The organism is Marinilabilia salmonicolor, assembly GCF_003003035.1.
In the GTDB taxonomy this organism is placed as follows: Bacteria; Bacteroidota; Bacteroidia; order Bacteroidales; family Marinilabiliaceae; genus Marinilabilia; species Marinilabilia salmonicolor_A.
Window position 1 is genome coordinate 147964 of record NZ_PVTS01000002.1, and the last position, 12460, is coordinate 160423.

At 43.8% G+C, this 12460-nt stretch carries 9 protein-coding genes; 4 read left to right on the forward strand and 5 right to left on the reverse strand.

The genetic code is table 11. The features are described from left to right. The first annotated feature begins 2 nt into the window (after positions 1-2). Entirely contained in the window at positions 3-4034 is a 4032-nt protein-coding gene (locus BY457_RS02270; RefSeq protein ID WP_106151710.1) for a hybrid sensor histidine kinase/response regulator transcription factor, read from the forward strand. On the opposite strand, the gene BY457_RS02275 is transcribed toward BY457_RS02270, so the two are convergent. The 3 genes from BY457_RS02275 to BY457_RS02285 all read right to left on the reverse strand — a co-directional run bounded on the left by BY457_RS02275 (position 4031) and on the right by BY457_RS02285 (position 7208). Beyond that, positions 4031-5173 (reverse strand): hypothetical protein, encoded by a 1143-nt coding sequence (locus BY457_RS02275; RefSeq protein ID WP_106151711.1) that lies wholly within the window; start codon positions 5171-5173, stop codon positions 4031-4033. The genes BY457_RS02270 and BY457_RS02275 overlap by 4 nt on opposite strands. Before the next feature lie 335 nt (positions 5174-5508). Then, positions 5509-6390: a cation diffusion facilitator family transporter gene (locus BY457_RS02280; RefSeq protein ID WP_106151712.1), complete on the reverse strand. Its 882-nt coding sequence runs from the start codon at positions 6388-6390 to the stop codon at positions 5509-5511. A 20-nt stretch (positions 6391-6410) separates the two neighbouring features. Next, a complete protein-coding gene (locus BY457_RS02285; protein WP_106151917.1) occupies positions 6411-7208 on the reverse strand; it encodes a cation transporter in 798 nt (265 codons plus the stop codon). Between the two features lie 249 nt (positions 7209-7457). Here BY457_RS02285 and BY457_RS02290 point away from each other — a divergent pair, with 249 nt between their 5' ends. Further along, positions 7458-7901, forward strand: a complete 444-nt coding sequence (locus BY457_RS02290) for a YqaA family protein (RefSeq protein ID WP_106151713.1) — start codon at positions 7458-7460, stop codon at positions 7899-7901. 484 nt (positions 7902-8385) lie between these two features. Here the strand turns inward: BY457_RS02290 and BY457_RS02295 are convergent, their stop codons facing one another. Next, positions 8386-8877 carry a CAP domain-containing protein gene (locus BY457_RS02295; RefSeq protein WP_106151714.1) on the reverse strand — a complete coding sequence of 164 codons (492 nt, stop codon included), beginning with the start codon at positions 8875-8877 and terminating at the stop codon, positions 8386-8388. 399 nt (positions 8878-9276) lie between these two features. Beyond that, positions 9277-10581, reverse strand: a complete 1305-nt coding sequence (locus BY457_RS02300; RefSeq protein WP_106151715.1) for an MFS transporter — start codon at positions 10579-10581, stop codon at positions 9277-9279. Positions 10582-10982: 401 nt separating this feature from the next. Here BY457_RS02300 and BY457_RS02305 point away from each other — a divergent pair, with 401 nt between their 5' ends. Together BY457_RS02305 and BY457_RS02310 are read left to right on the forward strand one after the other, a co-directional pair. Then, the gene (locus tag BY457_RS02305) at positions 10983-11714 is read left to right on the forward strand and encodes a glycosyltransferase family 2 protein (protein ID WP_106151716.1); all 732 of its coding nucleotides are present in this window, start codon (positions 10983-10985) and stop codon (positions 11712-11714) included. Continuing rightward, on the forward strand, positions 11711-12373 hold the full coding sequence (locus tag BY457_RS02310) for a lipid-A-disaccharide synthase N-terminal domain-containing protein (protein ID WP_106151717.1): 663 nt from the start codon (positions 11711-11713) through the stop codon (positions 12371-12373). The genes BY457_RS02305 and BY457_RS02310 overlap by 4 nt, the downstream gene beginning before the upstream one ends. Positions 12374-12460 lie beyond the last annotated feature (87 nt).

The following is a 12460-nucleotide window of genomic DNA, read 5'->3' on the forward strand; positions in this document are numbered from 1 at the left end:
TTATGACCCGTAAAAACCCGATTTTCATCCTGTTAATCTTTTTTGCACCCCTCTGGGGAGCTGCAAACCCCCAATCTGTAAGATTTAAAAACCTGAATGTTGAGGATGGATTATCCAGCAACTGGGTAAAATGTTTCCTTGAAGACTCCCGGGGTTTTCTGTGGATAGGCACAAGCGATGGCCTCAACAGGTACAATGGCTATCAATTTGAAACCTATAAATACAGCAGCGATTCTATCGAAAGCCTCAACGACAATAACATCAATGTTATTTTTGAGGATAGAAACAAGAAACTGTGGGTTGGAACACACTGGGGAATAAACCTGTACCTCAGGGATCAGAATCGTTTTATGAGTATTCCGGGATTGGAAAATTATGTCTCCGACATCTTTGAACTCCCAAATGGGGAATTACTAATAGGTTCACCGGGAGGCCTCTATCTACTCAACCCAAAATCATTGTCTGTACTCCAGATAAACCCGCGACTAAAAATTGAAAAAATATCCGGAGACTCTTATGGAAATATTTTCATCGCCGGAGCCCATGGAGCCTGTCTCTTCAAAGCATCTGAAATACCCAATGCTCTCTTCAAACCGCCCGATGACGAAACCTCTCTTCTGTCCGGATGCTTTATCAACAGTATGCTCATTGACAGCCACGACCGAATATGGCTGGGCACCAGCAGTTACGGACTCACCCTTCTAATCCCTGATTCAACACATACCAGGTTCTCATCTCAACGTTTTCAACATGATCGGAATGTTCCCTCTTCCCTCAGCAAAGGAGCCATTCTTTCGATTGAAGAAGGACCTGACGGCAACATCTGGGTGGGTTTGGAAAACGGAGGCCTGAATATCCTGACTCCCCCGGACAAAAAAAATGACCAGCCTGTTGTTGAGCATTTCACTCATTCTCCGGTTGACAAACGCTCCCTGTCATTCAATTCTATTCATGCCCTCTACAAAGATTCCAAAGGCATTATGTGGCTTGGATTGTATAGCAACGGTGTCGATTTCTACCACCAAAACCTTTTTCAGTTCAGCCACTATTATTCCCTTCCGGGAGTTCAAAATTCCCTTACCAGCAACTCTGTCAACACCTTTCTGGAACTGGAGAACGAAATTCTCATTGGCACCGAAAACGGCCTCAACACCTTAAATAAACAGTCAGGAGATATTGGTCTCTATCTGCCCGAAACAGAAGATCAGGATCGCCAGATTGTCTGGTCACTGCTTCGCGACAAAAAAGGCCGCATCTGGATTGGAACCTGGGACAATGGAATAATCGTCTATGATCCTGAAACAGGAGAAAAAAGAAACTTCAGGCATGATCCGGATAACCCTCATTCATTGGGAAACAACCATGTATTCGGAATCATCGAGGACAGCCGGGGCACAATCTGGGTCGCCTGCCTGGGAGGTGGTCTGAACCGCTACAGCCCTGAAAAACAAAACTTCAAAAGATACCAGTTTGGCAATCCCGTAAACAGCATCAGCAACGACTGGGTCGTAACGCTTATGGAAAGCAGCAACGAGGAAATCTGGATTTCCACCACCCGGGGACTCAACGTACTTAATCTGAAAACAAACCGGTTTCACACTTTTTGGCATGCACAAGACAATCCGGCCAGCATCAGTTCTGACAATGCCATTTGCCTCTTTGAAGACAGCAAAAAAAATATATGGATAGGAACAAAAAACGGATTGAACCTTTTCATCAGAAAAGACTCCTCATTCATGCGCTATGGGACTAACCATGGCCTCTCGGACAACACCATTAACGCCATCCGGGAAGATGAGTCAGGCAACTTATGGGTTTCTTCCAAGAAAGGACTATCGCGAATTGTAAATGGCATTTCCTGCCCAAAAAGTCCTGTAATTCAGAACTTTGACATTCACGACGGATTGCAGGGACTGGAATTCAACAGACGATCTGCTCTGAGAACAAAAGACGGCCGTTTGTTCTTTGGCGGGATGAACGGGTTCAATGTTTTCGACCCGCAGGATATAAGAACCGAAACCCATCATCCTCCGGTTGCATTCAGCGACTTCCTGCTCTTCAACAAAACTGCTGAGATCGGAACTCCGAATGCCCCGCTGGAGAAACACATCAATGAATGCAGGAAGGTGGAATTGCAGCACGATCAATCGGTTTTTACCATTAAATTTGCCTCTCCCGAATACCTGCATCCCCAAAAAGTAAAATATGCCTACCAGCTGAAAGGTTTTGATGCGCAATGGACCGAGGCAGACCAAAGCCGGTCGGCAACTTACACCAACCTCAATGCAGGTGAATACACTTTTCTGGTTGCCGGCACCACGGGAACCGACTTTAATTACAACACGGCAGCATCAGTCAGCATTATCATTCACCCTCCCTGGTGGCTCTCACTCCCGGCAAAGATCCTGTACGTAATACTGATAGTGCTGACGCTATACTTTTTCAGACGGTACACTATAATCTCCGTCAACATGAAAAATAAACTTTGGCTCGACCATCTTCAAAAAGAGAAAGAGGAAGAACTGACGCAAATGAAATTGCAGTTTTTCACCAATATTTCGCACGAACTGCGCACCCCCCTGACAATCATTCTTAACCCATTAATAAAACTGAAGGAAAAATGGAACAACTCCCCTGAACTTCAAATTATCCATCACAACTTTCTTAAAATCAACAGGCTTGTTGACCAAATCCTTAATTTCCGACGAATAGAAAGCGGAGCAATGCCCGTGAGTAAAACTCCTTTTGATGTTATCTGTACAGTTAAAGCTACGGCTGACAATTTTGCCTATCAGGCCAGAGCCGCAAAAATCGACCTCTTCTTTCAAACAACACACTCCAAACTACTGATTATTCACGACCAGGAGAAAATCGACCTCATACTCACCAACCTGATTTCCAATGCAATAAAATTCACTCCCAAAAAAGGAGAAATTTACATTGAAACAGCTTTAAATACCGATACCCTTATTCTAAAAGTTACTGACACAGGAACAGGTATTCCGGAACCGGAGATGCAGAAAATATTTGACCGTTTCTACTCTGCCGGAAAGGCAAATTCCAGCAGTGGAATCGGCTTAAATCTTGTTAAACGTGTTACAGAGTTATTGAATGGAACAGTTACCGTAGAATCAAGGCCCGGCCAGGGAAGCAGCTTCACCATCAGGCTCCCCCTTTCAGAAAACGAAATACTGGAAGCTTCACCCGGATCTTCACTCACCATGATTTCGAAAATCAATTTACCCGACTCTTCTCAGCAAATTGCTGCTCCCTCCGAAAATATTACCGTAATGGTGGTGGATGATGATCCTGAAATTTGCGACACCATACGTGAGAGTCTGAAGGACTGGTTCTACGTAACAACAGAATGTGATGCAAAAGAGGGCATAAAAAGAATAAAATCGGTTGTCCCCGATTTGGTCATCAGCGACGTGATGATGCCAGACATTAATGGGTATGAATTGTGCGAAAAAATAAAAACAGACCTGCGCACCTCTCACATCCCGGTAATACTGCTAACGGCTGACAGTTCACGCACCGGACGACTGGAAGGTTTCGAAACAGGCGCAGACGACTATCTGTGCAAACCGTTTGAAGCCGACATTCTGATCTCCAGAATCCGCAACCTCATCAAACAACGGGAACGTCTCAAACATCAGCTCATCAGACAGGATCTGACCATCAACCCCGAGAGTAAAATACGGGAATCAGAAAGAAGATTTCTCCAACAGGTCCTGGATATTATCAAGGATCATTTCGAGGATCCTGAATTCAACGCTTATGCAGTGATTGAACAATCGGGCATGAGTCGCAGTGTCTTTTACAAAAAGTTCAAGGCTGTGTCCAATCAATCTGTAAGTGAACTGATAAAACAAAACCGGCTCAGACGCGCAAGTCAGCTACTCTCCGAAGGAAAACTCTCTGTTAGTGAAGTGGCATATGTCTGTGGTTTTAGTGATCCTTCGTATTTCAACCGGGTGTTTAAAGAGGAATTCCAGGTAACGCCGGGGGAGTTTGTGAGTAAACCCAATTAAAAGAACTCAGCCTCAGTCAAAAAGAAACTGGGTGAAAACACCAACTGAATGCCCGGAGCAAAGTCAAAACGGGCATCAGGAATATCGTAATAGCCCTCAAAAAGAAAGGAGAATTTAATTTTCTTCAAAAACATACGGTTGTATCCAATCTTCATAGTAACCAGCTGTCGTGTGGGGATATAGACATTGTCGCGAATAGGGGATACTGACTGGAAAATGCCCCCTCCTCGCAGTGCCACAAAATCGTGTCCGTAAAAATAGCCTGCCATCAAATTTGTGCGCCGGGTATTGGCGGTAACTCCGGCATACCAGGCATAGCCATTATTCACACCCAGTTGACCAACATCATTTAGGTTGTTATAATTCATGGCATAAGCGAACAGTCCCGCATCCTCAAAAGCGCCTTGCAATTTCCTGTTCAGACGAATGCCGGCTGCCAGATTCATGGAGGTCTGTACCCGTTCGGGATAATTGCTTACTTCTCCTCCCCGATGCACTGCCATCATATTCAATGGAATATTCAGTTGCCATAAACGCCCGGTAGTATCATTTGGCTGAAGAGAAGTACTCATGCCGGCAGTAAACCACTCCGGAAAGTCATCTCCCTCCTGGATAAACTGCTCCCAGTCAACCCACACATCCATATCGAGCCACGGGCGGTCAATCAGGAACTGAATTCCGTTTTCCACCGGACGGGTGTATTGACGCTCCGTATCGAACAAAGGCTCTATCACATCATGATGCACATGCCCTTTGAGCGTTCCCATAATCAAATCGAATGAGGGACTGACTCTCAAGTGAGCCGACAAAACCGGACGCACTTCGCTGTAATAATTGAGACCACTGTATTGCTGCAAAAACAGACCTGCCCTTAATCTCAGGCGGTCTCCGGCATAATACATCAGCGAGGGCTGAATGCCATAACCAATAAGTGTATGTCCCCAGGCAAACTTATTTTTATACTCGTTATTCTTTACAAAGTTGATATTGGCCAGGTGCAGCAATAGCTGATGTTTACGCCCTTCTTCAAACTCCGGGTAATAGTACCGGGATTCATTGTTAATCTGAGCTCCAGAAAAAAGGGGGACACATAGAAAAAGAAGAAATAAGATAAATGGTCGTATCGGCTGTTTAATCATCTCCGGGCAATAATTTTCTCTAAATTAAATAGAATATTTCTCTTTTTACTGTGATTCCCTGAAAAAGTTTTAAACAAATAAAACGAGCATGATATTTTTTAAGCATAAATATCACAAAAGAAACAGAATAATAATTTTCCCGTCAAATTCTTTAAAATGTATTCTATAGCCTCTGGCATAGTTAATTTTTAATTGCCGAATACCATTGCCAGCAGATTCACTGTCTCAAAAGTGTTCATCAATCTCCATCTTTTGAATGCGGCACAATATTTTTTCTTCTGCCTTCGGCCTCTTAAACTTCTGCCTGTTGGTCACTAACTTCTGCCTCATTAAGATCACACATGATTGCACTCAATCCCATTATCCACATGAGTCTCCACCTGAACCGTTGTGTGCGAGATATTAAACCGGTCATCGAGCATCTGCTGAACTTCTGCCAAAAAATCATCACTGCCGCCATCGGGCACCACCAAGTGCACCGAAATAGCAGTTTTATTAGTGCTAAGGGCCCACACATGCAAATCATGGGCATCCTTTACCCCCGGAAAATCGTTCAATGCATCACGTACTTCAGCAATATTGATATTCTTTGGAACCGCATCAAGTGCGAGATTTACGGAATCCACAAAAAGGCCCCAGGTACCATAGAGCACTACTGCAATAATCACAAAACTCACCACGGGATCAATCCACTGATATCCTGTTGTATTGATGAGCAAGCCGGCTACTACAACGCCCACAGAAACAGCCGCATCAGCAGCCATGTGCAAAAACGCACCTTTAATGTTCAGATCGTGTTTCTGACCTTTCACAAAAAGCAAAGCCGTAATGGTATTGATAACAACCCCGATACCGGCCACAATCATCACGCTGGTTCCTCCCACCGGCTGTGGATTATCGAGTTTTAAAATGGCATCTTTTGCGATAAAGAAAACAGCTATAAAAAGCAGCACCGCATTGAGTATTGATGACAAGATAGTACTGCGCTGCAATCCATAAGTATATTTACCCTTGGGTTTCCTGTTGGCCAGACGAAATGCCCCCCATGCAAAAAAGAGTCCCAACACATCGCTGGCATTATGCCCCGCATCGGCCAGCAGCGCCGAAGAGTTGGCCACAAGGCCATAAAAAACTTCAACCCCTACAAACACAATATTCAGTGTAATCCCGATAGCAAATGCTCGGCCACTGGTGACATGATGATGTGTATGTGACATTTCAACAAAATATTTAATTTTTATCTGGATAATTTAATAATCCGCACTGCTCCCCATACAACAAGTCCGAATACAATGGTTCCTGTCACCAGGTCAGGTATGGCTGAACCTGTCCAGTAAACCAATCCTCCTGACACAATAATACCTGCATTGATAATAACATCATTGGAGGTGCAGATCATACTGGCTTTGACGTGTTGCCCCTTACTTTTGGATTTTTGCAGCAAATAAAGACTAACAGAATTGGCTACCAATGCCAGAACAGACACCACAATCATCGTCCGGAAATCCGGGAATATCTCTACTCCGGTAACCCTTCTGAGGACTTCCATCAATCCCATGGCTGCCAGTGCCAGCTGCAAATAACCGCTGACCGCAGCCACCCACTTTTTCCGGGAAACCAATGCACCTACCGCCCAAAGACTAAGTCCGTACACCAGTGCATCGGCCAGCATATCCAACGAATCGGCTACCAGTCCCATCGAACCGGAAAGCCAACCGGCAATCATCTCTCCCACAAAAAAGACCGCATTGATGATCAAAACCGCCCAAAGCATTTTGCGCTCGACAGAATGATCAGCAGTTTCATCGGGCAATTCATCTACCTCCGAAACCAGGTTGAGCCTGCCCCCCATATTCAGAGACTCAATCAGTGGAGTAATATCTTCTACTTTCCCTGAATGAAATACATCCAGTTTCCGTCCGTCCAAATCAAAATCCAATGCTTCGAGCCCCTCTACACCCTCCAGCTTCATGCGGATAATCCGCTCTTCAGAGGGGCAATCCATTCCGGGAATATGATAACAAATCTTCTTCATGACATCAAAAATAGAAACAAACAACTAAAGAAAACCAACATCCCCCCGTCTTGGTTTAAAAATACCAACAAATGGGGATCAACATGAACAGATTGCTCATGGTAAAAAAAGTCCATATATTTGAATTGTCAACCAATATTTAAATTTTCATGCATCTTCAATATATCCTTGATAACAAAGGTGAAACAGCCGGAGTTTTTATTCCCATCGAAGAATGGGAAAGACCAACCAAAGGATTCAAATAGCCCCATGTGGATCGACCTCGGATATCTCGGCCTCTTTCTGGCCAGCTTTTTAGCAGCAACCATTCTTCCTTTCAGTTCCGAATTTGTTCTTAGCGGCATTTTGGCTGCCGGAGGAGATCCGGTTTTGAGCCTGGCTACAGCAACACTGGGCAACTGGCTGGGGGGACTGACCTCTTTCTGGATAGGATGGGTAGGAAAATTTGAGTGGATTGAAAAATATCTGCACATTCCCCAATCAAAATTGGAAAAATGGCACCGCAAAGTAGAAGGAAAAGAGTGGTGGATCAGCTTTTTTTGCTGGCTTCCCGGAGTGGGAGACATCATAGCTGTCATTCTGGGTCTTCTCAAAAGCAATTTTTGGGTTTCAGCCATCGGAATGTTGGTGGGCAAGGCTCTACGCTATGTAGTTTGGGGATTGATGACACTTGAAGTGATTGAGCGGTTTTGAGAGGGATTGGCAAAGGGCAGGGAGCATGGAGCATAGGGCGGGGAGGTCGTTCCTGGCTCATAGCTGTCAGGAGAAACAGCGGGGGATATGAAATTGGGACAATGCATTGCATGCTGGAACAGCCCCAGCGGGGCGATAGTATGGTAGCAATGGTATTACAAAATGTGATAAAAACCCCGGCAGGGGTGACACCCTAATTAAAAAGATAATGGAAGAATTATTCTCAAAAGAAGTTATTAAGCAATGAAGAAACTGAAAGAAACCCGTCAAAGCTTAGGTTTTATCTTCCACCAAGAGCAATTGAAGTTTCAATTTATGAACCGTTAATCTGTAAACAAAATCTAGGACGGATCAGTGGTTATAAACGCGTCAGCGCAGGCCATTTGAGCACTGCGAACAGTTGCGTTTGCGGACAGAACCTCGAGGACATAAGCGCTAAGAGCTAAGAGCCAAGAGCCAAGAGCTAAGAGCTAACAGCTAACAGCTACTCCCCTCTCGGAGCACCAAAAACCTGTACCCAATACTGCCCGTTGTTCGACAACGCAGCCCCCATTTCCGTAAAACCATCACTCATAATGTTGCTACAATGGCCGGGACTATCCAGCCATCCTTTAACGGCTTCGGAAACCGAACGTGGTCCCATAGCTACATTCTCCCCAACAGCGCGCCAGAGATACTCCTCACGCTCGACTCTCACCACCACAGTGGATTTATCAGAACCGGTATGATCAAAAAAGTCATTATCGCCCATATCATCGGCATGCTTTTGGGCTGCTTGTGCCAGCTTTCTATTCCATTGAAGCGGAGCAACTGCATCATGTTTCTTACCTCCGCAACGACGCTTGGTCATCCGGGCATTGTTGACCAATTCCAGCATTTGTTGCTTGTCAAACTCCACATCGGAATAATCCGGGGTTTGTGCCGTCCCGAATAATCCAAATGAAAAGAAAAGGAGAGAAATAAATATCTTTTGCATAAAAAAGCAGCTAAATTATAGTTACACAACCAATAGTGTCCTAAACATTTTCAAAAGGGATTTCATCCCTTAAACCCTGATCCCGATTATGATTTTGTAAGGTTTTGATTTTCCAAAACCAACAAAAATTTATTTCGGGACAAAAAAGATCAAGACTTTGCCAGCTTTCGCTCTAAAAACTACGGTTCTTCCATCGAAATCGTCTAAACTCATCTCACTTGCTGCGCGCGTGAGATTCAAACAAAGACGATTTTTCGATAAAACAATCTTGTTTTTAGGCTTACCTGCCAAGGTCGGCACCCAACAAGCCTGACAGCTCTGTTAAAATAATTATATTGGAAAGGTTTGTTACACAACTAACAAAAAACAAGCCGCTTTTGTTAGCCCCCAAAACTCTTACTATTCAACAACTTTCGGTTGTGGATCATTAGCCTTAAACGAACCAATAAACATAATAATAACAAATCCCAAACCAAGCCATCCCATGGAAGTATAGGTTTTAAATATCGTTTTGGAAAGGCTGAAGAAAAACGGAGCCAAAGCACTGGCAAACACCAGCATGGACATTGCCTTCCCGGAAATTGCGCCCAAATGTTTTCGTCCAAAAAGTTTGGGCCAGGTAACAGAGTTCAGTACAGCAAACAAGCCGCCGCTGACTCCTGACCCAACAATTATCAACCACAAGCCCCAGCCGCCAGACAAACCAATGAGTCCGACTACCCAAACCAAGGCTCCCCCAATCATTACAAAAAGAAGTTTCTTAAGCGGCATCGAATCACTAAGGAAATTGAAAAGCAGGGAAACACTCACATTAATGACCGATATGGGGAGAAAAACAGCCACTGCCTCCTCCCGGTCGAGCCCGGTGGAGGTGAAAATATCAACCATGTGAAATGACAAACCGGTAATAAAAAAGGAGTTGAAGGACATCATCATGGCATACATCCAAAATGCCCGGGTGACAAAGGCTTCTTTGGGCAGAAATTGTTTCAGCCTGGGCATCGGCTTGTGCTTTGGGTTGCTGCTACCCCGTATCCCATCAGGAACCAACCCCATATCTTCAGGATTGTCGCGATAAAAAATCCACATCAGAACACCAATAATCAGGATTCCGATGGCCAAAATACGCCAGGCTCCATTCCAGTCCCAATCCTTAATAATGGCATCGAACAACAGTGGTGAACTGGAAAAACCCAAAGAAATGCTGATACTCACAAAAGCATTGACCCGTCCGCGGTAACGATCGAACCACTTCATTATCATATTACGCGATGCCATGGTCAGTACTCCCTGACCACTAAAGCGCAACAGGAAAAAGAACACCATCATAATAGAAAAGGGCACTCCCCAATGCTCAATGCCTGTAATCGATTTTACACTTTCGCTTAGGACATCAGAGATAGAACTTAAAAACAAAGTACCTGCCAGCATAACCGCTGATAAAACAGCCACAATTCTTGCTCCGGCGCGGTCGAACCAACGTCCGGCCCATCCAAGCAACAACGAACTCCCAAAAGTTCCCACCATATAGGCCGCACTAAACTGGTCACGCGTCAGCCCCAGTGCATCTTTTACCGGGTCGGTAAAAGTGGATACCCCGATAGTCTGACCCGGAACACTTGCCCAGATGCCAATGGTGCCAACAACCATCACCACATAACCATAAAAAAATGGCCATTGAATGTGTTTTGTTTTGCTTTTCATAATCCGACAAAGTTACCAAAAAGCTATAAGATGAATTGTCAGAGGTGGTCAAAAGCTTATAAAAAACCTAAATGAAATCCCTTACATTCTACCCCTCCTTTAAACCGGTTAGACCATTTTATTTCATCTTTATATCAACACATCCAGATATGGCACTGTTTTTGTAATTAATTTTTTATTAAATTACTCATAATTATTTGAACATCCGGATTGGAAAAGTGATTCAGAAAACTGACAAATAAGTGAATTTTGAATGACAGTCCACTAATAATTATAAAATCATGATTGCATTTCGTCTCAGGCCTGCATCAATTAAAAGATTAACACCTGGATTATTAATGCATTAAAACACTGATACAAAACAAAATGAACTCATTTAGGTCCTTCAAAAATAATAGTTCATGCAAATTGACTCAAAACTAACAATCATTGTTCCGGTTTACAATGAGGAAGAGAGCCTGCCCAGACTAAGAGCAGAGGCTAAAAAGTTTAAAACCGAGAGCCTCATTAAAACAAGTATTCTTTTTGTCGATGATGGCTCCACCGATCAAAGTCTTTCCATCATCCGTCGCTATTGCTCCGAAGACCCGGATTATTTCAGCTTTATCGCACTGGAAAGGAACAAAGGACTCAGTACGGCCATTAAAGCCGGGATTGATCATGTAAAAACCCCCTATCTTGGTTATATCGATGCAGATCTACAAACCAGTTTCATGGATTTCATCAGGTTTTATGACTTCATTGGGGAATTTACCATCATTAACGGCATTCGCAAAAACAGAGCAGACACACTGATAAAGAGATGGTCTTCAAAAATAGCCAACAGCTTTCGACAGTGGATGATTCATGACAATGTAAAAGACACCTGCTGTCCGCTAAAACTGATGGAAACACAAATGGCCCGGGAGTTGCCATTCTTTAACGGCATGCATCGTTTTATTCCTGCCCTGGTACAACTGCATGGCGGCAATGTTAAGCAAATTCAGGTTCAACACTTTAAGCGAATGGAAGGTACTTCGAAATACAATCTTAGGAACCGCCTTATTGGTCCTTTTCTTGACACCCTCGCATTTGTGTGGATGCGCAAAAGAAACATCAGCTATTCAATCAAAGAAAGCACCACAAAGCAATGATCAACAATTATTTTATATTTGGACTGGGCTTTGTGGCTCAAGGTCTGTTCTCAGCCAGACTATTGGTTCAGTGGCTATTATCCGAAAAAGCAAAAAAAGTTGTCTCCCCGGAAATTTTCTGGCAATTAAGCCTTTTTGCCTCCTTATTGATGATGGGATATGGTCTGCTTCGCAAGGATCTGGTTATTCTGGGAGGGCAATTAGTGTCTTACTTCATTTATATCCGAAACCTGAAACTTAAAGGCAGCTGGGAACCTCTTCCCCGTCCCATACGGGTTGTCGCATTTATTGCCCCGGCTTTCACCCTGGGGTTACTCATTTTTAATCATCACGGCTACAACTTTTTCGATCTTACACACAACCCTGACATAAACATTAAACTTTTTATTCTTGGTACCGCCGGACAGATTATTTTCACCTTCCGTTTTATTTTTCAATGGCTTTATTCCGAGAAAAAGAAGATTTCCGTACTTCCCCCGTTATTCTGGTTAATCAGCATAACAGGTGCAGCCGTCATCATTGCATATGCCATCATTCGAAAAGACCCGGTAATAATTGTCGGTCAAGCATTTGGCATGCTTCTCTACAGCCGAAATCTGATTATTCACTACTTCGTGCAAGAGAAAAGCGTTGGGCTCAAACAGAATAAAACACAGTGAAAGTTAGGCAGTAGGCAGTAGTCGAATTTTAATTACCGACATACCTAAGGAACTAACAAAATTACCTAAACAGCACATCTTGAAGTC

Coding starts and splice junctions, on each gene's coding strand:
- BY457_RS02270 (WP_106151710.1), top strand. CDS start 3: ATGACCCGTAAAAACCCGATTTTCATCCTGTTAATCTTTTTTGCACCC.
- BY457_RS02275 (WP_106151711.1), bottom strand. CDS start 5,173: ATGATTAAACAGCCGATACGACCATTTATCTTATTTCTTCTTTTTCTA.
- BY457_RS02310 (WP_106151717.1), top strand. CDS start 11,711: ATGATCAACAATTATTTTATATTTGGACTGGGCTTTGTGGCTCAAGGT.
- BY457_RS02285 (WP_106151917.1), bottom strand. CDS start 7,208: ATGAAGAAGATTTGTTATCATATTCCCGGAATGGATTGCCCCTCTGAA.
- BY457_RS02295 (WP_106151714.1), bottom strand. CDS start 8,877: ATGCAAAAGATATTTATTTCTCTCCTTTTCTTTTCATTTGGATTATTC.
- BY457_RS02300 (WP_106151715.1), bottom strand. CDS start 10,581: ATGAAAAGCAAAACAAAACACATTCAATGGCCATTTTTTTATGGTTAT.
- BY457_RS02280 (WP_106151712.1), bottom strand. CDS start 6,390: ATGTCACATACACATCATCATGTCACCAGTGGCCGAGCATTTGCTATC.
- BY457_RS02290 (WP_106151713.1), top strand. CDS start 7,458: ATGTGGATCGACCTCGGATATCTCGGCCTCTTTCTGGCCAGCTTTTTA.
- BY457_RS02305 (WP_106151716.1), top strand. CDS start 10,983: ATGCAAATTGACTCAAAACTAACAATCATTGTTCCGGTTTACAATGAG.